Source organism: Altibacter lentus (genome assembly GCF_000746845.1).
Taxonomy (GTDB): Bacteria; Bacteroidota; Bacteroidia; order Flavobacteriales; family Flavobacteriaceae; genus Altibacter; species Altibacter lentus.
In genome coordinates this window covers 830,180-852,336 of record NZ_KN050846.1, presented here as the reverse complement: position 1 = coordinate 852,336, position 22,157 = coordinate 830,180, and the positions used below count along the sequence as shown (strand labels likewise).

General features: G+C 42.0%; 26 protein-coding genes and 1 tRNA gene. 20 read left to right on the top strand and 7 right to left on the bottom strand.

Annotation, left to right across the window (positions count from 1 at the left end; genetic code table 11):
* Positions 1 to 4: 4 nt before the first annotated feature.
* The gene (locus tag JS40_RS04095; protein WP_034262051.1) at positions 5 to 682 is read right to left on the bottom strand and encodes an SIR2 family NAD-dependent protein deacylase; all 678 of its coding nucleotides are present in this window, start codon (positions 680 to 682) and stop codon (positions 5 to 7) included.
* Positions 683 to 889: 207 nt separating this feature from the next.
* On the opposite strand from JS40_RS04095, the gene JS40_RS04090 reads away from it, so the two are divergent.
* From JS40_RS04090 to JS40_RS04075, 4 genes are read left to right on the top strand one after another with little or no spacing between them, the layout of a single operon-like run.
* Positions 890 to 1,555, top strand: coding sequence for a TrmH family RNA methyltransferase (locus JS40_RS04090; protein ID WP_034262048.1), 666 nt, complete (start codon positions 890 to 892; stop codon positions 1,553 to 1,555).
* A gap of 30 nt (positions 1,556 to 1,585) precedes the next feature.
* The gene (locus tag JS40_RS04085) at positions 1,586 to 2,122 is read left to right on the top strand and encodes an SRPBCC family protein (RefSeq protein ID WP_034258596.1); all 537 of its coding nucleotides are present in this window, start codon (positions 1,586 to 1,588) and stop codon (positions 2,120 to 2,122) included.
* Positions 2,123 to 2,126: 4 nt separating this feature from the next.
* Positions 2,127 to 2,501, top strand: a complete 375-nt coding sequence (locus JS40_RS04080; protein WP_034258594.1) for a VOC family protein — start codon at positions 2,127 to 2,129, stop codon at positions 2,499 to 2,501.
* A 51-nt stretch (positions 2,502 to 2,552) separates the two neighbouring features.
* Positions 2,553 to 3,125 carry a non-canonical purine NTP diphosphatase gene (locus JS40_RS04075; protein WP_034258592.1) on the top strand — a complete coding sequence of 191 codons (573 nt, stop codon included), beginning with the start codon at positions 2,553 to 2,555 and terminating at the stop codon, positions 3,123 to 3,125.
* 1 nt (position 3,126) lies between these two features.
* Here the strand turns inward: JS40_RS04075 and JS40_RS04070 are convergent, their stop codons facing one another.
* Positions 3,127 to 3,741, bottom strand: coding sequence for an outer membrane beta-barrel protein (locus tag JS40_RS04070; protein WP_034258591.1), 615 nt, complete (start codon positions 3,739 to 3,741; stop codon positions 3,127 to 3,129).
* A gap of 269 nt (positions 3,742 to 4,010) precedes the next feature.
* On the opposite strand from JS40_RS04070, the gene JS40_RS04065 reads away from it, so the two are divergent.
* From JS40_RS04065 to JS40_RS04050, 4 genes are all read left to right on the top strand, one after another.
* Entirely contained in the window at positions 4,011 to 5,840 is a 1,830-nt protein-coding gene (locus JS40_RS04065; protein ID WP_034258589.1) for a DEAD/DEAH box helicase, read from the top strand.
* 77 nt (positions 5,841 to 5,917) lie between these two features.
* Positions 5,918 to 6,694 carry a carboxypeptidase-like regulatory domain-containing protein gene (locus tag JS40_RS04060; protein WP_034258587.1) on the top strand — a complete coding sequence of 259 codons (777 nt, stop codon included), beginning with the start codon at positions 5,918 to 5,920 and terminating at the stop codon, positions 6,692 to 6,694.
* Positions 6,695 to 6,765: 71 nt separating this feature from the next.
* Complete coding sequence (locus JS40_RS04055) at positions 6,766 to 8,127, top strand: aldehyde dehydrogenase (RefSeq protein WP_034258585.1); 1,362 nt, start codon at positions 6,766 to 6,768, stop codon at positions 8,125 to 8,127.
* A 12-nt stretch (positions 8,128 to 8,139) separates the two neighbouring features.
* A complete protein-coding gene (locus JS40_RS04050; RefSeq protein WP_034258584.1) occupies positions 8,140 to 8,451 on the top strand; it encodes a DUF6122 family protein in 312 nt (103 codons plus the stop codon).
* A gap of 1 nt (position 8,452) precedes the next feature.
* Here JS40_RS04050 and rlmH read toward each other — a convergent pair whose 3' ends face one another.
* Positions 8,453 to 8,926 (bottom strand): 23S rRNA (pseudouridine(1915)-N(3))-methyltransferase RlmH, encoded by a 474-nt coding sequence (rlmH, locus tag JS40_RS04045; protein WP_034258582.1) that lies wholly within the window; start codon positions 8,924 to 8,926, stop codon positions 8,453 to 8,455.
* Positions 8,927 to 9,035: 109 nt separating this feature from the next.
* On the opposite strand from rlmH, the gene nadC reads away from it, so the two are divergent.
* The 5 genes from nadC (at position 9,036) to priA (ending at position 14,500) form a co-directional block, all read left to right on the top strand.
* Positions 9,036 to 9,896: a carboxylating nicotinate-nucleotide diphosphorylase gene (gene nadC / locus JS40_RS04040; RefSeq protein ID WP_034258581.1), complete on the top strand. Its 861-nt coding sequence runs from the start codon at positions 9,036 to 9,038 to the stop codon at positions 9,894 to 9,896.
* On the top strand, positions 9,893 to 10,837 hold the full coding sequence (locus JS40_RS04035; protein ID WP_084677428.1) for a YihY/virulence factor BrkB family protein: 945 nt from the start codon (positions 9,893 to 9,895) through the stop codon (positions 10,835 to 10,837). The genes nadC and JS40_RS04035 overlap by 4 nt, the downstream gene beginning before the upstream one ends.
* 32 nt (positions 10,838 to 10,869) lie before the next feature.
* Positions 10,870 to 11,433, top strand: coding sequence for a chalcone isomerase family protein (locus tag JS40_RS04030; protein WP_034258580.1), 564 nt, complete (start codon positions 10,870 to 10,872; stop codon positions 11,431 to 11,433).
* Between the two features lie 10 nt (positions 11,434 to 11,443).
* The gene (locus JS40_RS04025; RefSeq protein ID WP_034258579.1) at positions 11,444 to 11,872 is read left to right on the top strand and encodes a DUF2147 domain-containing protein; all 429 of its coding nucleotides are present in this window, start codon (positions 11,444 to 11,446) and stop codon (positions 11,870 to 11,872) included.
* Positions 11,873 to 12,049: 177 nt separating this feature from the next.
* A complete protein-coding gene (priA, locus tag JS40_RS04020; protein ID WP_034258577.1) occupies positions 12,050 to 14,500 on the top strand; it encodes a replication restart helicase PriA in 2,451 nt (816 codons plus the stop codon).
* Here the strand turns inward: priA and JS40_RS04015 are convergent.
* Positions 14,497 to 15,210 carry a LytR/AlgR family response regulator transcription factor gene (locus JS40_RS04015; RefSeq protein ID WP_034258576.1) on the bottom strand — a complete coding sequence of 238 codons (714 nt, stop codon included), beginning with the start codon at positions 15,208 to 15,210 and terminating at the stop codon, positions 14,497 to 14,499. The genes priA and JS40_RS04015 overlap by 4 nt on opposite strands.
* A 226-nt stretch (positions 15,211 to 15,436) precedes the next feature.
* Here JS40_RS04015 and rpsF point away from each other — a divergent pair, with 226 nt between their 5' ends.
* From rpsF to JS40_RS03995, 4 genes are all read left to right on the top strand, one after another.
* Entirely contained in the window at positions 15,437 to 15,775 is a 339-nt protein-coding gene (gene rpsF / locus JS40_RS04010) for a 30S ribosomal protein S6 (RefSeq protein ID WP_034258574.1), read from the top strand.
* Positions 15,776 to 15,777: 2 nt separating this feature from the next.
* A complete protein-coding gene (gene rpsR / locus JS40_RS04005; protein ID WP_034258573.1) occupies positions 15,778 to 16,074 on the top strand; it encodes a 30S ribosomal protein S18 in 297 nt (98 codons plus the stop codon).
* Positions 16,075 to 16,089: 15 nt separating this feature from the next.
* Positions 16,090 to 16,542: a 50S ribosomal protein L9 gene (gene rplI, locus JS40_RS04000; protein ID WP_034258572.1), complete on the top strand. Its 453-nt coding sequence runs from the start codon at positions 16,090 to 16,092 to the stop codon at positions 16,540 to 16,542.
* A 65-nt stretch (positions 16,543 to 16,607) separates the two neighbouring features.
* A complete protein-coding gene (locus JS40_RS03995) occupies positions 16,608 to 17,081 on the top strand; it encodes a DUF6495 family protein (protein ID WP_034258571.1) in 474 nt (157 codons plus the stop codon).
* Positions 17,082 to 17,140: 59 nt separating this feature from the next.
* Here the strand turns inward: JS40_RS03995 and JS40_RS03990 are convergent, their stop codons facing one another.
* On the bottom strand, positions 17,141 to 18,382 hold the full coding sequence (locus JS40_RS03990; protein WP_034258569.1) for an ABC transporter permease: 1,242 nt from the start codon (positions 18,380 to 18,382) through the stop codon (positions 17,141 to 17,143).
* Between the two features lie 166 nt (positions 18,383 to 18,548).
* Here JS40_RS03990 and hisS point away from each other — a divergent pair, with 166 nt between their 5' ends.
* The gene (gene hisS / locus JS40_RS03985; RefSeq protein WP_034258567.1) at positions 18,549 to 19,919 is read left to right on the top strand and encodes a histidine--tRNA ligase; all 1,371 of its coding nucleotides are present in this window, start codon (positions 18,549 to 18,551) and stop codon (positions 19,917 to 19,919) included.
* 30 nt (positions 19,920 to 19,949) lie between these two features.
* Here hisS and JS40_RS03980 read toward each other — a convergent pair.
* Positions 19,950 to 20,023: transfer RNA gene (locus JS40_RS03980), tRNA-Met, on the bottom strand.
* Positions 20,024 to 20,170: 147 nt separating this feature from the next.
* Between JS40_RS03980 and JS40_RS03975 the strand changes: the two genes are divergently transcribed.
* Together JS40_RS03975 and JS40_RS03970 are read left to right on the top strand one after the other, a co-directional pair.
* On the top strand, positions 20,171 to 20,557 hold the full coding sequence (locus JS40_RS03975; protein ID WP_034258565.1) for an START-like domain-containing protein: 387 nt from the start codon (positions 20,171 to 20,173) through the stop codon (positions 20,555 to 20,557).
* An 85-nt stretch (positions 20,558 to 20,642) separates the two neighbouring features.
* Positions 20,643 to 21,488: an aminotransferase class IV gene (locus tag JS40_RS03970; protein ID WP_034258564.1), complete on the top strand. Its 846-nt coding sequence runs from the start codon at positions 20,643 to 20,645 to the stop codon at positions 21,486 to 21,488.
* Here JS40_RS03970 and JS40_RS03965 read toward each other — a convergent pair.
* On the bottom strand, positions 21,485 to 22,045 hold the full coding sequence (locus tag JS40_RS03965) for a YqgE/AlgH family protein (RefSeq protein WP_034258563.1): 561 nt from the start codon (positions 22,043 to 22,045) through the stop codon (positions 21,485 to 21,487). The two genes, JS40_RS03970 and JS40_RS03965, sit on opposite strands and share 4 nt — an antisense overlap.
* Between the last annotated feature and the right edge of the window lie 112 nt (positions 22,046 to 22,157).

Below are 22,157 nucleotides of genomic sequence, written 5' to 3'. Positions count from 1 at the left end.
ACCACTACGAATTTAATGCAGCGACTACCTTTGGGACACCCGTGGTCGCTTTTTCGGCAAAAACGGTGACACGTTCTGAGGACCGTATGGATGGATTGGGATCTACAAAATAAACGGAAGTGTTGTAAGAGGCGTATTGTATCAATCCTGCCGCAGGGTACACCTGCATGGAAGTACCCACAATAATAAGGACTTCGGCTCGAGCTACGATATCCATCGCGACTTCCATTAAGGGAACCGCTTCTCCAAACCACACAATATGCGGACGCAGCTGATGATTGTGCTCACAAAAATCACCAATATTGAGATCCTGTTTCCAATCAAGAATAAGTGATTCGTCGAAAGTACTGCGCACCTTGAGCAGTTCCCCATGTAAATGAATTACATTACTGCTGCCGGCGCGTTCATGAAGATCGTCCACATTTTGGGTAATGATGGTAACTTCGTGATCCTTTTCCAGATCTGCTAGGGCATGATGAGCGGCGTTGGGAAGCACTTCAAGCAATTGTTTGCGACGTTGATTGTAAAAGTCGAGTACCAGAGCAGGGTTTTTATGAAATCCTTGTGGGGACGCAACTTCCATGACATCGTGCCCTTCCCATAATCCATTACTGTCGCGAAAGGTCTTTAGACCACTTTCGGCGCTAACTCCGGCGCCTGTAAGTACTGCAATTTTCAAAATAAAACTCGTTTTGGTTGCATTACGAAGGTATGTTTTTTTGCTGAAAATACACATGAAGTGTAAGGCGCCTCTGGATACTGAAGCTTCATAGATCCATATACCGCTTGCCATGCACAGATGTTCAGTTTCCCGTTATTCCGTTTCCCAATAAGTTGTCTATTGATTGTTTCCGAAGAAAAAAATACACTGTATCTTAGCGAAAATCTCATGCTTTTGGACTTACAACTGTTCGAATACTTACAATCATTATTAACCGACAGGAGGCGGCAACTCTTCTCCAATGTCCTTTCGCAGCGTACACGTCATTTCACGGTGGTGACAGAAGATGTGTATCAATTGCATAACACCAGCGCTGTAATGCGCACTTGCGATGTGTTTGGGATCCAGGACCTGCATGTAGTAGAGGAACGGCTGGGAAAACGTATCGACCGTGAGATCGCCATGGGTGCACAAAAGTGGGTAAGCCTCCACAGATACAACGGGATAAAAGAGTGTATGAAAACGCTTCGGGAGAACGGCTATCAGATCATTGCCACCACACCGCACAACGATGCTACCTTGCTTCACGATTTCGATGTTGCGAAAAAGAGTGCTTTTTTCTTCGGAAAAGAAAGCGACGGACTTAGTGATACGGTGCTTCAGCAAGCGGACGGATTCCTAAAGATCCCTATGTATGGTTTTACTGAAAGCTTGAATATTTCAGTATCGGCAGCCATTATCCTACAGGAAGTTGTCACTAGAATGCGCATTGAAAATGTAGACTGGGCTCTTTCCGAAGCAGAGAAACTTGAGATCGAAATGGAATGGACCCAACGAACCATAAAAAGCTCGCAAGAAATCATTGAACGTTTTTACAATGATAAAAAGTCGTAAATTTAATCCAACAACCAAAAACTCCTCACTATGATTTTCCTTTATATTTTATTAGGCATTATTGCACTGCTCATTATTTTAGCGCTGGTGGCTCCTAAAAAGTACGATGTACAACGAAGTATCCTTATTCGAAGACCGCTTCCCGAAGTCTACAATTATCTTAAATTTATAAAGAATCAGGATCATTGGTCGCCATGGAAAAAACGAGACCCAAATATGAAACAAACGTTCACAGGCACAGACGGTACCGTGGGTTTCATTTCAAAATGGGAAAGTGACCACAAACAGGTGGGCTCCGGAGAGCAGGAGATCATGACGCTCATTGAGAACGAAAGGGTAGGAACCGAGATACGGTTCTTAAAGCCCTGGAAGTCTGTAAGTAATGGGTACTTGCTGGTAAGGGAGGTAGAGCCTAATGAAACCGAAGTGATCTGGGGCTTCAACGGCGAGAACAAACCACCTATGAACATCATGATGCTATTCTTCAATATGGACAAAGCAGTTGGCAAAGACTTTGAAGAAGGATTGGCTTCCTTGAAAATCGAATTAGAAAAAAATAACCTGTAAGACTATGGAACATAATATGTTTGCTTGGATCGAGATACCGGTCAATGATATGGCGCGGGCTCAAAAATTTTATGAAACCGTTTTTAAGATCGACATTCAGCTAGTGAATTTTGGCGGATTCGAGATGGGTTGGTTTCCCTTTACTAAAGACGCTCCCGGTGCTGCCGGAACGCTTGTGAAGCAGGAGAGTTATATTCCCAGTACCGAAGGCCCTTTGGTCTATTTTTATAGCAAGGATGTGCAAATGGAACTGGATAGGGTAGAAAGTGCAGGAGGAAAGATCTATCAAAAGAAGACCCAAATTTCTGAAGAACATGGATACATGGGTGCCTTTATAGATTCTGAAGGCAATCGAGTAGCGCTGCATTCTCAAAAGTAAGTTTTAAACTTAAACCTACAATCCAAGAATCCAATAATCCCCTCGCCACCTATGCAACTTGTATTTGCCACGCATAATAAAAATAAATTCATAGAAGTAAAAGCGCTATTGCCCAGCCACTTAGAGCTTTTAAGTTTAACCGATATAGGGTGCCTGGAAGATATTCCCGAAACGGCTTTCACTATTGAAGGAAACGCCGCTTTAAAAGCAAATTATGTACGTGATCGCTACGGATACGATTGCTTTGCCGATGATACCGGCTTGGAGGTGGCAGCACTTAATAACGAGCCGGGTGTCCACAGTGCCAGATATGCGGGTCCGGAAAACGATGCCGATGCCAATATGCAGAAACTGCTGTACAATTTGAAGGGAAAGCAAGATCGTTCTGCTCGTTTTAAGACCGCGATCGCCCTTACCCTTAAGGGTGCAAATACTATGTTTACCGGTATTTGTGAGGGGGAGATCACAACTTCGCCGCGTGGAGAAAAAGGATTTGGTTACGACCCTATTTTCTTGCCCAAAGAATCATCACAAACCTTTGCAGAGATGAGTCTCGTCGAAAAAAGCCGGATTGGACATCGCGGCAAGGCCATGCGCCAGCTTATCGAGTACCTTTCAGAATAGATTATCCTTTCGAAAGAATGCGATTGAGGGGAACTTTGATCCCTAAATAATGATGTACTCTTGTAATATCATCTTTTACCACACGGGTAGCAGAGGTGTGTATCCCCAGATCGATCGTAATAATGTCTGTAATACGATAGTTGACCGCCATTTTTATAGGGATATCAAATGATTGAATGTCTTCTTCGTTGACATTATAATCACCGTCAAACATAGACGTATCGAGCATATATGCAAATCCACCACCCAGGTTCAAATAAATATTGGTATTCCATAGCTCGGCTGTTATATAGGGGATGAAGTTAAGGGACTTAAATACGTTGTCATCAAATTCGGTGGCGGAAGTTTCGGTGTAGTAGAGCTCTCCAGCGATGCCAAAATGTTCGTGGAAATAATAGGTGCCGTACGCACCTACACTATAATTGGTTTCGAAACCGGTGGTTCGTGAGCCTTCAGAACCGCCTCCCGGTCCGCCAATCACAATAAAAGAACTATCCGGAATATTAAAAGAGGTACGGTCGTAGTTTACCATCGGACCCACTTCCAATTGCTGAGCCATGGCTGGAATGGAAAAAAGGGAACATAGAAAGAAAATTAAAAGTGCTGAGTTTTTCATGAAGCGGTATGAGTCTTTGAATAATTAAACGCGTTAAATATAGATAAATATTCGAACTGTTTTTTTCTGAAAAAGAATTGTCCGATAATCATAAAAATCTCACAATCAAAATTGAGAATCGGAATTAAAGAGTATCTTTGCGCCCTCGTTCGCCGAATCAAAGTACGGCGAATTAGAAAATCCTCAGGGTGAGGTAGTACTGCACGAAGTGATAAGGTTTATTTGTCGAGTCCGCTTCAGTAAGTACAAATAAACACTTATTATTCAATATGTCTACATTTAAAGAGTTAGGCCTTAACGAGCAATTGCTTCAGGCCATTACCGATATGGGTTTTGAAACCCCTTCGGAAGTACAAGAAAAAACAATTCCAATCCTTTTAAGCAAAGAGACTGATCTGGTTTCACTGGCACAGACCGGTACCGGAAAGACGGCTGCATTCGGGTTTCCCATGTTGCAAAAGATCGATGCTCAAAGCAGAACGACCCAAGGATTGATCCTTTCGCCCACGCGAGAGCTATGTCTGCAGATCACCAACGAGATGAACAGCTACGGAAAGTATATAAAAGGGCTCAATATTGTTGCAGTTTACGGAGGTGCGAGTATTACCGAACAGGCCAAACAGATCAAAAAAGGGGCTCAGGTTATTGTAGCGACACCCGGCAGGATGAAAGATATGATCGGTCGAAGAATGATCGATATCTCCAAAATAGAATATTGTGTTCTCGATGAGGCCGATGAAATGCTAAACATGGGTTTTTATGAGGACATCACCGAGATCCTTTCACATTCGCCCGAAGATAAGAGTACCTGGTTGTTTAGCGCTACGATGCCTAAGGAGGTTTCCACCATTGCCAAAAAATTTATGCACACTCCTGTCGAGATCACGGTAGGGTCTAAAAATGTAAGTACTGAAGCCGTCTCTCATGAGTACTATTTAGTAAATACACGAGACAGATATGCTGCATTAAAACGACTTTGTGACGCCAATCCCGATATATTTTCGGTGATCTTTTGTAGAACGAAGCGCGACACTCAAAAAGTGGCAGAACAACTTATCACTGACGGCTACAATGCTGCAGCGTTGCACGGTGACCTGAGTCAGAACCAGCGTGATCTGGTGATGAAATCCTTTAGAAACAGGCAGATCCAGATGTTGGTTGCTACAGATGTGGCAGCGCGGGGGATTGATGTAGATGATATCACTCACGTGATCAACTATCAACTCCCGGACGAGATCGAGACCTACACCCACCGAAGTGGTCGAACGGGACGTGCTGGCAAGAGTGGTGTGTCCATGGTGATCGTTTCCAAAAGTGAAGTTCGAAAGATAAGTGCTATTGAAAAGATCATTCAGAAGAAATTCGAAAAAAAGGATATTCCCGGCGGAATGGAGATCTGCGAAGTGCAGTTGTTCCATTTGGCTAACAGCATCAAGAACACGAAGATCAATCACGAGATCGATATGTATCTGCCAAATATCAACGAGGTATTAATAGATTTCAGCAAAGAGGAATTGATTAAAAAGGTTTTCTCGGTTGAATTTACAAGATTCTATAATTACTACAAGAATGCCAAGGACCTCAATGCACCTGGTGGAAGCGGGAGAGACCATGACGACAGTGATTCTAAAGATTCCACTCGCTACTTTATTAATATAGGAGGGAAGGATGACTTCGATTGGATGACGCTAAAAGACTTTTTACGCGATCTGTTAGGTTTGGAAAAGGACGATGTGTATAAAGTAGATGTAAAAGATAGTTTCTCATTCTTTAATACCGATACCAAACATGAGGAAATGGTTTTGGGTATTTTCAACGATTTCAAACTCGACGGAAGAAACATTTCTGTAGAAGTTTCTAAGGATCGCGGCGGAAGAGGACGAAGTGGCGGGGGCCGAGGCCGCAGTGACCGAAGCCGAAGCACCCGTGGTGATAGTAAACGAGGCAGTTTTAAGAGTGAAGGCGGCTCAAAAGGAGGCTTTAAAAAACGCGGAAGCGAAAGCGGCGGAGATCGTCCCAAGTTTAGCGGTAAAAGTCGCAGGAAAAATGAGAAACCTCAAAATACAGGGACAGGCGGGAGACGTCGCCGTAAAGGATAATTTCTGAAAAATACAGATTCATTGAAACTTTCGGGAGAAAAAGACGTCTATATTGTGTACTTTTATGCCTTCACGCTATGAAACATCTTCTTGTACTTATTTTTCTCCTTACGTCAGTTTGTGCGATTTCCCAAGAGTCTATTGTTACGCCACCCTTGATAAAGGGTAAGGTGCTCAATGATGCAACAGATCAACCGTTGGAGAATGTGAATATTGTCAATTTGAACAGTGTTGTGGGTGCTACTTCCAACGCCGAAGGGGATTTTGAGATCCGGGCGGTAGTCAATGATACCTTATATTTTAGCTATTTAGGGTTTAAATCAATTAGAGTACGGGTTACCAATGACTGGTTAAAATTTGGGGACATCAAGATCAAGATGACCGAACTGGGAATTGCCTTGGAGGAGGTAGTCGTGCGACCAATACAACTTACGGGCTATGTGGAGGTGGATGCGAAGACCATTCCTATTTACGATAATTACCGATATCGAATAAGCGGTGTAGGCTCCGGTTACGAAGGAGGGAACCAGCAGCCCGGTGCAGTGACCAAAGTGCTGAGCGCTATTTTCAATCCGGCTGATTTTCTATATAATGTGTTTGGAAAACGACCCACACAAATGCGAAAGCTTCGGAAAATGAAAGAGGATGATGAGATACGTAATTTGCTTCAGAGTAAGTTCGACAGAGAAACCCTCATGGCCGTGCTTCAGTTGGAAAAAGTGGATATTGACGAAATTCTGAATAATTGTAATTATTCAAAAGATTTCATTCGCACAGCGAACGACCTTCAGATATTGGACGCCATCAATGAATGTTACGAAGAATACAAAGTGTTAAATAGAAAGAAAAAATAGTTTTCATTTTATTTAACAAAATCGTAGTTCTTTTAGGGTATTTTTAAGCGAATACAAATTTTAAGCAAACCATGAAAGAGATCATTGCTCAACAACGTACTTTCTTCAATACCCATGCCACGAAAGAACTCTCCTTTCGACTGGACCAGTTAAAAAAATTGCGAGATATGCTTAAAACGCATGAGCAGCAGCTGGATGAGGCTATTTATAAAGATTTCAAGAAAAGCCCCATAGAAAATTATATGACGGAATTGGCCTTGTTGCACAAGGAGATCAAGGACGTAAAGAACAATCTTCATTATTGGGCCCGCAAAAAGCGCGTGGCTACCAATCTGGCAAATTTTCCTGCTTCCAGTTATCTGTATCCGGAGCCGTTAGGGGTCTGTTTAGTGATAGGAGCTTGGAACTACCCGTATCAATTGTCGTTCGCACCGGTGATCGCGGCCATAGCTGCAGGAAATACTGTGGTACTAAAGCCTAGTGAGTTGCCATCACATACATCCTCTTTAATGGCAAAATTGATTCAGGATCACTTCGATCCGGCGTTTTTTACGGTAGTAGAAGGAGGTGTTGAAGAAACTACTCAATTATTAGATCAAAAGTTTGATAAGATCTTCTTTACCGGTAGTACAAAGGTTGGAAAGATCGTTTACAAAGCCGCTGCGCAGCATCTTACCCCTGTTACTCTGGAAATGGGAGGTAAGAGCCCGGCCATTATTACAAAAGATGCTCATTTAAAAATGACGGTGAAACGTCTCATTTGGGCAAAATTTCTGAATTCGGGTCAAACCTGTATCGCTCCGGATTATGTGATGATCGAAGAAGGGATTGAAGAAGAATTTCTGAAACTTGCTAAAGAAGAGATTCTAGGCGCAGAATACGCTTTTGAAAATGATAACTACGTACAGATCATCAATAATTCCAATTTTGATCGCCTTGTTGGCTTACTCAAAAAAGATACGATCTATTATGGCGGTAAAACAGATAAGGAAATGCGTTACATACAACCAACGCTTATGCACAATGTCACTTTTGAAGATGCCGTGATGCAGGAAGAGATCTTTGGACCTCTTTTACCCGTAATACGTTTTGGCAGTTTAGACCAGGCCATTGAAAAGATACAAACTTTATCAAAACCTTTGTCTTGCTATATCTTTACCGGCAGTAAGCAAACAGAGCGCAAGCTATTGAAAGAACTATCGTTTGGCGGAGGAGCCATTAACGAAGCGTTGATGCATGTGAGCAATCCTCACTTACCCTTTGGTGGTGTAGGGAAGAGTGGAATAGGAAATTATCATGGCGAAGCCGGATTTGAAGCTTTTTCACATTATAAAAGCATCCTAAAAAAGCCAACTTGGCTGGAACTTCCGTTAAAGTATCCGCCTTATTCGTCTTCGAAGTTTAACTGGTTAAAGCGACTTTTGAAGTTATAATTTCACCTGTTGATGCTACAATTTATTCTTCATTACAGCTTACACTTTTTGTTTCCGGGACTGGTGACCTGGGTCTTTTTCAGACACCAATGGCGGCTTGCCTGGGCGATCATGGTCGCAACCATGCTGGTGGATCTGGACCATTTACTGGCAACGCCAATTTTTGCCGAAAACCGCTGTAGCATAAATTTTCATCCACTGCATTCGTATGTTGCCATTGCGGGATATGCGCTTCTGCTGTTTTTTAAGAAAACCCGAATTATAGCTGTAGGGTTATTGCTGCACATGGTAACCGATGGGATAGATTGTATCTGGATGAAATAATCTATTGATGATGGTACGGCTCGTTTTTAAGGATCGTAAAAGCACGGTAAAGTTGCTCCACGAAAAACAACCGTATCATTTGATGGGAGAAGGTCATGGCAGACAGGGATAGCTTCCCATTGGCTCTTTGGTACATTGCTTCGGAAAATCCATAGGGCCCTCCAATAACAAAGACCAACTGCTTGAGACCGCTGTTCATTTTTTTCTGAAGGAATTCAGAAAAACCAACAGACGAATGCGTTTTGCCTTTTTCATCCAAGAGTATTACAGTATCGCCGGGTTGTAGTTGCTTCAGGATCAATTCGCCTTCTGCTTGTTTTTGTTGTTCTTCTGAAAGATGCTTCGCATTTTTGACATCGGCAATGACCTCCATAGCAAAGGGCACATAAAAGCCCAAGCGTTTAGCGTAATCTTCCGTCATAGCTGAAAGTTGAGTACTGTCGGTCTTGCCAATAACGAGTAAGGTAATTTTCATGGGCACATCATTCAGAATTCAAAAATACAAAGATAAAATTTGTGGTCTTCCCCGCGAACCCTTCGGTCTTCAAACTTTTTAAGTTATTTTAGCTAAAAATTGGCTCGCTATGATTTCAAAAAAGCAATTCAATAAAGAAGTGGATCGTATTATCTCCAATGCGATACGGGAAGATGTAGGTGACGGTGATCACAGTTCTCTTGCCTGTATCCCTGAAGATGCTAGGGGGACGGCAAAGCTGCTTGTGAAAGATGACGGGATCATTGCAGGAGTAGATTTCGCACGACAGGTTTTTGAGTTTGTAGATCCGGGTCTGGAGCTTGACATAAAAATTACAGATGGAAGCGCCGTGAAATACGGGGATGTATGTTTTTATGTTTCGGGTTTGTCACAATCGATCTTAAAAAGCGAACGCTTGGTACTAAACGCCATGCAGCGAATGAGTGCCATAGCGACCAAAACACGACAATATGTTGAGGTTTTGGAAGGAACAGGAACGAAGATCCTCGATACCCGCAAAACAACGCCGGGGATTCGTGCGCTCGAGAAGTGGGCTGTGAAGATAGGAGGTGGTGAGAACCATCGTTTTGCACTTTACGACATGATCATGCTAAAGGATAATCATATTGACTTTTGTGGCGGGGTGACGAAAGCCATCGAAAAAACCAAGGAGTACCTTCGTGAGAGCAGTATAAACCTAAAAATCATAGTGGAAGCGAGGGATCTTTCAGAAATTGAAGAGATCCTAAAGAACGAAGGTGTGTATCGAATTCTTATCGATAATTTCAATTATGAAGACACTAAGAAAGCCGTTGCCATGATTGGCGACCGCTGTCTCACCGAATCCAGTGGAGGGATCACTTTGGAAACGGCAAGAAAATACGCCGAATGCGGGGTAGATTATATCTCCAGTGGTGCTTTAACACATTCCGTTCACAACATGGATCTAAGCCTAAAAGCAGTTCGATGAGCACCGATGCCGGCAGAAAGACCACGCTACTTACACGATTGAAATCCTGGTTGACACACAGGATCGATCTTTTGGTAGCACGGAGTAAACGAATTAAACTTCCCGGTTTTCACGGCCTTACACTCTATGACCTTATGGATATTTATGGATCCGGGATCATTAAAGGGACTTTTTCATCACGTGCCACTTCTATTGCGTATAGTTTTTTTGTGGCTTTATTTCCCTTTTTACTTTTTATACTCAACTTAATTCCGTTGGTTCCCATCGAGGGATTTCAAACCCGCTTCCTAATATTCATTGAGGATCTATTGCCTCCTCAGACGGCAGAGTTCTTTTACCCGACCATAGCAGATATTGCAGTGAACCCAAGAGGGGGAGGGCTGCTTTCTTTTGTATTCTTCTTATCACTTTTTTTAGCGGCAAACGGTGTGAACGCCATCTTTAGTGCGTTTGAATATTCCTTTCACGTTACCATGAACAGAGGGTTCTTTAGACAGTACAGTATTGCGCTGGTGGTCTCTATCTTTTTGGCATTGTTGTTGTTAATTACGGTTGGGGTCATCCTGTATGGTGAATATATAATAAACAACTTGAAAGGAAATGAATACATCCAGAATGACCTTTTTTGGATCTCAACACTTCAATTAATTGTATTTGTCGTTATGGTGTATGTAATTATTTCCACCCTCTATTATTACGGGACCAAAGAAGGAAAAGAATCCCGCTTTTTTTCGGTGGGAGCATTGATAACCACCTTATTGTTTATGTTAACCACATACCTCTTTGGTATCTATATAAATAATTTCTCAAATTATAATGAGTTATATGGGTCCATCGGTGCACTTTTAATAATGATGTTATATATTTGGATCAATGCAAATTTGCTGCTGCTAGGGTTTGAATTGAATATTTCGTTGCAGCGGCTTAAGGATAAATATTAATTTTTTAGAACTAAAAACGTAAATACACTCTCATGAAAAATCTACTATTACTAATTATTGCTTTGGTCACCGTGAATGTTTCCATGGCACAAACCCAGGTTGGCAGTGTTACATTGCCCAATTCACTTAGTTTTAGCGGCGATGACCTAGTATTGAACGGTGCGGGTATCCGAAAAAAGGCGATGATACTTAAATTGTACTCCGGCGGATTGTACCTTCCAAAAAAGTCAAGTGATGCTAAGTCCATAATCAATGCCGATGAATCCATGGCGATCAGACTGGTGATCACTTCTGGTTTTGTATCCAGTGACGCCATGAAAGAAGCTGTGGAAGAAGGTTTTGATGCTTCCATGGGAGGCGATACTTCCTCTTTGAAATCGGAGATCCAAAAATTTATTAAGTTCTTTAATGACGAGATCGTGGAAGATGATACCTTCGACATTACCTACCAAAAAGGGAAAGGTGTCGTAGCCTATAAGAATGGCAAGGAGCTTGGCACGATCCCCGGAATGAAATTCAAAAAAGCTCTTTTTGGGATCTGGATGGGAAATGACCCGGTAGATAGTAAGTTGAAAAAAGCCATGCTCGGAAACTAAAGAAGGCACCATGAAACTAAAATCAATTTTTTTATTCGTTCTCGCCATAACTGCTTCTGCCGTTCACGCCCAAAGTGTACTGGGGAAATGGAAGACGGTAGACGATAAGACAGGCGTCACCAAATCGGTGGTGGAAATCTACGAACAAGACGGAAAGGTCTATGGAAAAGTAGTAGAGATCCTGAATAAAGACAGACAGGACGCTGTTTGCGATCAGTGTGAAGGAGCCGATAAGAACAAAAAGATTTTAGGGCTTACTATAATTCGCGGACTGGAAAAAGACGGTGAGGAGTACAACGATGGTCACATTTTAGATCCCGAGAATGGAAAATTGTATAAATGCTATATCGAATTGGAAGAGCCTAACAAACTAAAAGTAAGAGGCTATATAGGATTTTCCCTCATAGGGCGATCTCAATATTGGTATCGTGTGAAATAAGACTTGTTTATAAGTAATGAGAAAGGCCGCCTGTTATATGGATGGCCTTTTTTAATTTTATACAGAAGTTCCATATTCAGCCTTTGGTGAAGAGGGAACAATTCGAAAAGCCTTTTCATATTTTTAAATTACTGTACTAAAACAAGAATAATAGGCAACACGCCACAATGTCAAGTAGTGTATTTTATAGATGTCATATTACCCATTCCCCTAAAACAAGCCTTCACATATCACGTGAACAAAGACGAGGCGGCATTTTTAAAACAGGGGATGCGGGTGGCTGTGCCCTTTGGTAAGACCAAGATCTACACCGGGATCGTGTATCAAGTCTATGCGAATAATCCGCCGGGGTATGAAACCAAATCGATCGACCAGATCTTAGATGAGACGCCCATTATTACGGCTACTCAAATACGTCATTGGGAGTGGATGGCAGATTATTATATGTGTACACTTGGCGAAGTGATTCGAGCCGCTTTGCCTAGCGCATTTTTGTTGGAAAGTGAAACTATAGTGATGTTAGCTTCGGAAAAGGAAGTAGATGAATCCGATTTCTCAGACGAGGAATTTCTCGTGTTCGAAGCGTTGCAGCATCAGTCCGCACTTCACATTAACGATATTAGATCGATCCTGGATAGGAGCAACGTAGTAAAAGTTTTGCAAACAATGCTTCAGAAAGGGGTGATACAGGTGCAAGAAGAGGTGTTCGAACAATACACACCCAAATTAAAGCGCTACATTAAACTTAGCGCTCACTATTCCGAAGAAGAAAACCTAAAAGAGCTGCTGGACCTTTTAACACGTGCTCCAAAGCAGCGTGCCGTATTGATGACGCTCTTTATGCTATCGTCACAACAAAAGCGTCCGGTGGATTCGGTCACCCTTCAGAAAAAAAGTGATGCCTCGGCAGCGGTGCTTCGATCCTTGCTTGATAAAGGAATTCTAGAAGAGTTCTTTATACAAAAAGATAGAATTGAATATTCGGGTGAAGATACCGCAGCGATTAAAACGTTGAATCCCGCACAAGAGCAGGCATTTGAAGAAATTAAGACATCGTTCGAAACAAACGATGTTACCTTACTTCACGGGGTTACTTCCAGTGGGAAGACAGAGATATATGTGCGCCTTATTGACGAACTGCTTGATAGCGGAAGACAGGTGTTGTACATGTTGCCGGAGATCGCATTGACGACACAGCTGATCTCCCGGCTTCAAAATTATTTTGGTGAACGGGTCTCGGTCTACCATTCCAAACACTCTATTAATGAACGAGTAGAGGTGTGGAAGAACGTTTTGGAAATGCAACAGAAAGCACGGATTGTAATTGGTGCGCGCTCGTCACTTTTTCTGCCTTTTCAGAATTTAGGACTGGTCATCGTAGACGAAGAGCACGAACCTTCTTTTAAGCAATACAGTCCGGCCCCACGTTATCACGGACGCGATAGTGCTGTGGTGTTGGCGCAGTTGCATAAAGCAAAGTTGGTCATGGGTTCTGCAACACCTGCCATAGAAACGTACCACAATGCCAAGACCCATAAATATGGCATGGTAACTTTAAAAAAACGCTTTGGAAATGTGCTCATGCCCGAAATATCACTTATTGATATCAAGGAGAAGCATCGGAAAAAGCAAATGACGGGGCATTTTAGTGATGTGTTATTGGAAGAAATCACCGAAGCACTGGACAATGGAGAACAAGTGATGTTGTTTCAAAACAGAAGAGGATTTTCACCTGTGGTGGAATGCACCACCTGCGGGATAGCGCCTCAATGTCCCAATTGTGATGTAAGTCTAACATACCATCAGCATAAAAATGAATTACGCTGTCACTACTGCGGATATCATATGATAATGCTCCAAAGTTGTACAGCCTGCGGAAGCGAAACACTGGATACCAAGGGTTTCGGCACCGAACAAATTGAATCTGAGCTTCGTGTTTTATTCCCCGAACAACGTATTGCGCGCATGGACCAAGACACCACGAAGGGGAAATATGCCTATGCAAAATTGATCGATGCCCTGGAAAACCAAGAGATCGATATTCTTGTAGGGACACAAATGCTTGCGAAAGGATTGGACTTTAGAAATGTGAGTCTGGTGGGTGTGATGAATGCCGATAACCTTTTAAATTTTCCCGATTTCAGGGCTCATGAACGTAGCTTTCAGTTGTTACAGCAAGTTTCGGGGAGGGCAGGCCGTACTCAAAAACGCGGCCGGGTATTGATACAAACCTATAATCCATACCACCAAATCCTTCAGCAGGTAAGTGTTAATGATTATGAAGGTATGTACAAGCAGCAGGTAGAAGAACGCTATCAATATCAATATCCGCCGTTTCACCGACTTATAAAGATCACCTTTAAAGATAAGAATCAGTATAAGATGCAGCAAGCTGCTGCATGGTATGGGCAGGCATTGGAGTTAAAACTGGAAGAACATGTGCTCGGGCCTGTAGCGCCGCCAGTCGCACGAATAAGAAACAAATATATAGCCAACATACTGGTGAAAGTTCCCAAGACGCTCTCTTTGAAAAAAACAAAGTCGTACATAGCAGGAGTGCAGCGAAGTTTTAATTCACTGAAAGAGTTCTCCTCGGTAAGAGTATTAATAGATGTAGATACCTTTTAAGATCGGATGCTGGCGGCAAGCGCCTCCACTAGGTCTGCTTTACGGTTTCTACTAAGTGGCAATTGCTCTTTATCCAGCTCGATCACCTTACTGTTGTAGCGTTCTACCTTGTCCAAATTAACAATATAAGATTTATGGATACGTAAGAACCGATCCTCCGGCAATAAGGATTCGAAGGCTTTCATGGTAGAAAGAACCACAAGAGCATCGTGCTCGGTGACCAATTTTACATAATCACCCAAGGCCTCGATATAGCGGAGTTCGTTGAGAAACACCTTCCGTTTTTTAAGGTTGCTCTTCACAAAAATAAAGTCTTCTTCGTCAAAGCCGTCGTCGTTCTTAAGCTTGTAGTTAGTAATAGCTTTGTGAACAGCATTCAGGAAACGTTCTTTGGAGATCGGTTTCCGGAGGTAATCAACAGCATCGTAATCGAAAGCTTTAAAAGCATATTTCGTCTTCCCGGTCACAAAGATGATCTGTGGTTTATGGGTAAGGTCATCTAAAAGGTCAAAACCGGATAGAATGGGCATTTCTATATCCAGAAAGATAAGATCGATCTCGGTAGTGGCCAAACCCATTTTCGCTTCAATAGCATTGTTATATTCGGCTACCAAATTTAGAGAAGGATGGTTTTCAATAAGTTTGACGATGGAAAGTCGTTGCAACGTAGAGTCGTCTACAATAGCACATTTAAGTATTGGTTTATCCACTGTTAGCTAGTTTAATAATACAGCAATTATAAGTAAAAAATCGATGAATGGCAAGTTTTTTTAACATTTGTCGTAAAAATTACACACTTTATCTTTTTTTGTAGGAAAAGAACCATGTTTTGAAAGTATTTTAATAAGGGTTTGAAAATTAGAATTAATGTAGTATTTTTGCACGCTCTTGGCAAAGCGCCATGAGTGTATAAATAATTTTTAAGTACGATTTTTTATGAATCATTATGAAACTGTTTTCATCTTAAATCCCGTTTTATCTGAAGAACAGATAAAGGAAACAGTTAAGAAATACGAAGATATTCTTGTTTCTAAAGGTGCTAAGATGATATCAAAAGAGAATTGGGGGTTAAAGAAATTAGCCTACGCAATTCAACACAAAAAAAGTGGTTTTTACCATTTGTTCGAGTACACCGCTCCCGGTGACGCTATCAACGATTTAGAGGTTGAGTTTAGAAGAGATGAACGTATCATGCGTTATCTTACCGTTACTTTAGACAAGCATGCGATCGCTTGGGCAGAGAAAAGAAGAAACCGTAACAAACAAACCGCATAATCATGGCAACTTTACAACAACAAGCAAAAGGAAAAAAGGACGGAGAGATTAGATACCTTACTCCGTTGAACATCGAGACGTCAAAAGCTAAGAAATACTGCCGTTTTAAAAAGTCTGGTATTAAGTATGTGGATTATAAAGATCCGGATTTCTTATTGAAGTTTGTGAACGAACAAGGAAAGATCTTACCAAGACGATTAACAGGAACATCGTTGAAATACCAACGTAAAGTAGCTGTTGCCGTTAAGAGAGCTCGTCATTTGGCATTGATGCCTTATGTGGCCGATTTATTAAAATAAAAAGCAGATAGGATTATGGAACTTATATTAAAGAACGACGTAGAGAACCTAGGATTTGCAGACGATGTAGTGACTGTAAAGAGTGGATACGGAAGAAACTTCTTGATTCCTAACGGGCACGCTGTGTTGGCAACTCCTTCTGCAAAGAAAGTGTTGGCAGAGACGTTAAAGCAACGTGCTTACAAAGAAAAGAAGATCATCGAAGATGCTCAAAAAGAGGCTAATAAATTAAACGGTCTTGAAATCAAAATGACGGCTAAAGCCGGAGAAGGTGACAAATTGTTTGGATCTGTTACCAATGCCGACCTAGCGGAAGCTTTGGAAAAAGAAGGTGTTTCTATCGAAAAGAAATACATTTCTATATTGGGTGGTAGTATTAAGCGTACCGGTCAATACGAAGCCACAATTCGTTTCCACAGAGATGTGATCTCGAATTTCACATTCGACGTAGTAGCGGAAGCAAAGTAATTTTTTGACCAGAACATATAAAACCCTCCCTGTGAAAGCTTCGGAGGGTTTTTTTATTACATCTCATGAAATATACCCGACTTACAAAAGAGCAGTTTGAAGCATTGCACTCCGAATTTATCAATTTCTTGGCCACACAATCTATCACGGCCGAAGAATGGACCTCTATCAAAGCGAAGCAGCCAGAAGTAGCCGAACAGGAACTGGATGTTTTTAGCGATCTTATCTGGGAAGGAGTGCTGTCTAAAGCAAAATATCTGGAGAATATATCGCCTCAGCAACTGTTCCTCTTTAAATTGGAAGCAGAGAAGATGCGGTTGATAGTTGTGAAGGTAACCGATACGACCAAAGATATTACGACAGCCGAAGGCTACCGATGGCTCCAACAGAACTATGCTTCAGATACCGTAGAGTTCCTTCAGGCCTCAAAGGAATATTCAGATGACAAGCACATGGATATCTTTGAATTGATCCGGCAAGGATCGGTCATTACCAAAGGAGAACTCTTCTCGTTCTTCAGTAAATTACTTCAGCAATAGAATAAATAGAATATTGTCGTAGATCTGCCAAAGCTGCTGCTGTATGCTAGGTGTTATGACTATTCGTAGCGTAAACTTTCTATAGGATCCAGTTTAGCTGCCTTTGCAGCAGGGTAGGAGCCTGCGATCACTGCCACCAAAAAGGTGATCAATGTCGCCCAGAGCATGGCTGCCCACGGCAAAGAATAATCGAACTCAAAAATGTTGGAGATCAAGAAACCGGCAATAACACCCAGCAAAATGCCAAGAATACTGCCAAACTGACCAATAACGATGGTTTCCATAAAGAACTGGGTAGAGATGGTAGAACTTTTGGCTCCCATCGCTTTTCGTACCCCGATCTCGCGTGTGCGTTCGGTGACCGAAACCAACATGATGTTCATAAGAGCGATGGAAGATCCCAGAATGGTGATGATGCTAATGATCCACGCCGATATTTCCAGAACTCCTGTGATCTGTCCAATACGATTTATGAGGTCGTCACTGCGTTCAATTCCAAAGTTATTCTCCTCCACAGGGTTCAATCCTCTTACATTTCGGAACGATACAATGGCTGCATCTTGAGCTCCCTGCATCATTTCTTTATCCTGAACCATGACACTAATGGTGTAATTAATATTAGGGTCGGTAAATATGCCGCGAGCGACCTGTATGGGGATCAGTACTTTAAGATCTTGGTTGTTTCCGAAGGTGGAGCCTTTCGATTCCAAAATTCCCACGACCTTGAACTTTACGCCGCGAATACTAATGGTCTTGTTGAGTGGATCGTCATTTTTGAAAATACTCTTGACAAAATCAGACCCTATTAGACACACCTTATTATTGTTCTGAATATCAAAAAAGGTGAATGCACGTCCGCGATCAACTTTTGTACCTGTATTCTCCAAATAATTCTCGTTCACCCCATACACCTGTACTTCGGGATCTGTCTTCTCACTCTCAAATTTCACCTCAGCCGAACCGGTACCTCGAAAGCTCACCGATGTTTGAGAATAGGGAAAATCGTATACATCTATAAACTCCCGGATGTTGTCATAACTAATAATAGGATTGATCTTTTCTCTTTCGCCGCTCCCTCCGCGCTGTACATTGAATTCGTATTGTTGAATGTTGAAGGTATTGGCTCCCATCGAAGCAAAATCGTTGGAAATGGTGTTCTCTAAGGCTTTCACTAAGCTTAAGATTCCTACCAATGCAAAAATTCCAATTGCAATGATTACGATGGTCAGGACCGTTCTAAGCATCTGACTTTTAATCGAATCGAGAGCGATACGAACATTTTCCCGAAAGAGTGAAAACATAAAGAAGTGGTTTGGTATTTCGTTAGACTATAATATGTCTATAAAGTTACAATTTCCCCAATATTTTAAGATATTTGCAGAGAGTAAAATTAAACCGTATGTCATACTCAGCTTGCTGAAGTGCAGTCGATGGTTTAAGACTTAAAAATCCAACAATCCAATCACCGTGTCAAAAAAGCCCTCCATTCCCAAAGGAACCCGAGATTTTTCTCCTCAAGAAGTTGTAAAACGCAATTATATCATCGATACCATAAAAGCGAGTTTTACACGCTTTGGTTTTCAGCCTATTGAAACACCTTCGTTCGAGAACAGCGAAACACTTATGGGTAAATATGGAGAAGAAGGTGACCGGTTGATCTTCAAGATCTTGAATAGCGGTGATTTTCTTTCAAAAGTTGATGATACTTTATATGCTGAAAAAGACAGTGGTAAAATAACACAACGTATCTCCGAAAAAGCACTTCGTTACGACCTTACTGTTCCGTTTGCGCGTTATGTGGTGCAACATCAAAACGAGATCACCTTTCCCTTTAAACGGTATCAGATCCAGCCGGTATGGCGCGCAGACCGCCCTCAAAAAGGACGCTTCCGAGAGTTTTATCAGTGTGATGCCGACGTAGTGGGCAGTGATTCTCTATGGCAGGAAGTGGAATTTGTGCAACTGTACGATGCGGTGTTCGCTAAGCTGAAGTTGGACGGAGTAACCATTAAACTGAACAACCGAAAGATATTAAGCGGTATTGCTGAAGTAATCGGGGAAACCGATAAGCTCATCGATTTTACCGTGGCTTTGGACAAACTGGACAAGATAGGCGAGGAGGGAGTGAAGACCGAAATGCGAGGCAAAGGTATTTCTGAAACAGCCATACAAAAAGTACAACCGCTATTTGAAGCCAAAGGGAATGCTTCAGAAAAACTAACGCTGCTAAGCGAACTTTTAAAGACTTCAGAAACAGGTAAAAAAGGAGTTTCAGAACTGGAATTCATCGTGTCTACAATTTCAGAAATAGGGCTTCAAACGGCAAATTTGGAGATCGATGTCACCCTTGCACGCGGACTCAACTATTATACCGGAGCGATCTTTGAAGTAGCCGCTCCCGAAGGTGTGAATATGGGAAGTATAGGCGGCGGCGGGCGTTATGATGATCTTACAGGTATCTTCGGTCTGCCAAATGTAAGCGGCGTGGGCATTTCCTTTGGCCTGGATCGTATTTATCTTGTGATGGAAGAATTAAACCTGTTTCCCGAAACGGTTGCGGAAGGCAGCAGGGTGCTCTTCATCAACTTTGGAGAAGCAGAAGCACGGTACGCATTAAAAGCTGTCACCCGACTCAGGCAACAAGGTATTAGCGCCGAGTTGTATCCTGATGCGGCAAAAATGGGCAAGCAAATGGGGTATGCAGACAAGCGGGATATTCCGTTTGTGGTCTTGGCAGGTGAAAAGGAAATGGAGGATGGCCAGTATACGCTCAAGAATATGAAGTCCGGGGATCAGGATCAACTTAACTTAGATGCACTTTTAAACGCCTTAAAATAAAAAAACCCTTCCAAACGGAAGGGTTTTTAGTAGCGAGAACGAGACTTGAACTCGTGACCTCCGGGTTATGAATCCGACGCTCTAACCACCTGAGCTACCTCGCCGTATTTTGCGACGGCAAAGATAGAAACAAATTCATGGGTCGCAAAGATTAGTTTCATTTTTTTAATCTTCATTTCAATAAAAAAATGTAGCTTTCATTTATCCGTTAAAATTAAAATATATATATTGGGCTGCAGCTAACTAAAACTATGGACGACAAGATTAAATACGAGATGGAGTTTCCTATACATGTTTCACCTTCTCTTTTATACCAGTACATTTCAACGCCTTCCGGCATGAGCGAGTGGTATGCAGATAATGTAAATTCCAGAGGTGAATACTTCACTTTTATCTGGTCCGGCAGCGAAGAAAAAGCGCGTTTGCTGGGAAAGAAAAGTGGTGAGCGTATTAAGTTCAAATGGGTGGACGATGAGGAAACCGATTATTATTTTGAATTGCGCATTCAAGTAGATGAGATCACCAAAGATGTTTCTTTGATGGTCACCGACTTTGCGGAAGAAGATGAGATCGAAGAAGGGAAAATGCTATGGGAAAATATGATCTCCAATCTTAAACAAATATTAGGTTCAGCTTAACAGATCAATCGCACCCTTACTTTATGTTCGGGATAAATAATAGTATCTTTGCGCCGTTTCCAAAACTAAAGAAACGGCTTTTTTTATGATCAATTTCAACGGAATCATCAACGATACTTTCGAGAACAATGCCCTTGCTTCTAATAGGGGTTTGCAGTACGCCGATGCAGTATTTGAAACGATTAAGGTCTCTGCCGGAAAGATCCTTTTTTGGGAAGATCACTATTTTAGGTTAATGGCGTCTATGCGTATCCTGCGTATGGAAATACCTATGGACTTTACCATGGAATTCTTGGAAAGTGAGATCCAAAAAACGGTTGCCTCCCAAAAGAATCAGGGATCGGCCTTTCGCGTGAAATTACTGGTATGGAGAAAGGCAGGAGGGATGTATGCGCCTGCTACGCATGACGTGGATTATCTTATTGTCGCTAAGGTGTTAGCGGAGCCTTTCTACACACGTAACGAAGCACCTTACACCGTGGAATTGTTTAAAGACCACTATGTCACCTCAGGATTGCTGTCTACGCTAAAGACCACGGCTAAGACCATTCATGTATTAGGAAGTATTTATGCTTCAGAAAATGATTATGACAATTGTTTCCTCCTCAACGAGAAAAAGCAGATAGTGGAAGCCCTTAATGGGAATATTTTTCTGGTGAGTGGTTATAAGATAAAAACGCCGCCCTTGGAAGATGGTTGTCTCAATGGGATCCTTCGGAAACAGATCATGGCTATTGTAGGGCAATTACCCGATTATATACTTGAAGAAGCCTCCGTTTCTCCCTTCGAACTGCAAAAGGCCGATGAGATCTTTATCACCAATACCATTATGGGCATTCAGTCTATTTCGGCATACAGAAAAAAGGAATATAATTCAGCGGTAGCAAAAGACCTATTGGCGAAGCTTAATGTGAAGGCACGCCTCGGCTAATTGTAGATTGGATTTTCAGGGGCATTGGACCATATCACATAATCGCCTCCAAATTCTATCATTTTCTCTTTCCAGAAGTTAGAGTACGATTTTCCAATAATATCATTTTTATAGTTATTGGGGGCCACTACCCAACTGTTTACTTCCAACTCCTGCTCCAACTGATTGCTGTCCCAACCGGAATATCCTAAAAAGAATCGAATTTGATCTTCACTCAGCCTGTCTTCTTGAAGCATCCCGATAATGGCGTTGAAATCACCACCCCAATAGATACCGTTGGAGATCTCAATACTATCGGGTATGAGTTCCGGAATACGATGAATGAAATAAAGGTTGTCCTGTTCTACAGGGCCGCCGTTGTACACCATTAGGTTGGATTGCACCTCGGGCACAAAATCTTTTAGACGATACTCTAATGGTTTGTTTAATATAAACCCTACAGATCCGGATTCATTATATTCGGCGAGAAGCACCACCGAACGATTGAACGAAACGTCTCCTATAATAGAAGGTTCGGCCACCAGAAGGACTCCTTTGGTTGGTTTTAACGATGTCATCTTTGGGTTTTAGTTATTTAAATCTAAGTATTAATTTTTGAATAAACAACATCTGCCCCGGAAACTATGGGATATAAAAGAGAAAACCCTCTGCAACATCGTTGCAAAGGGT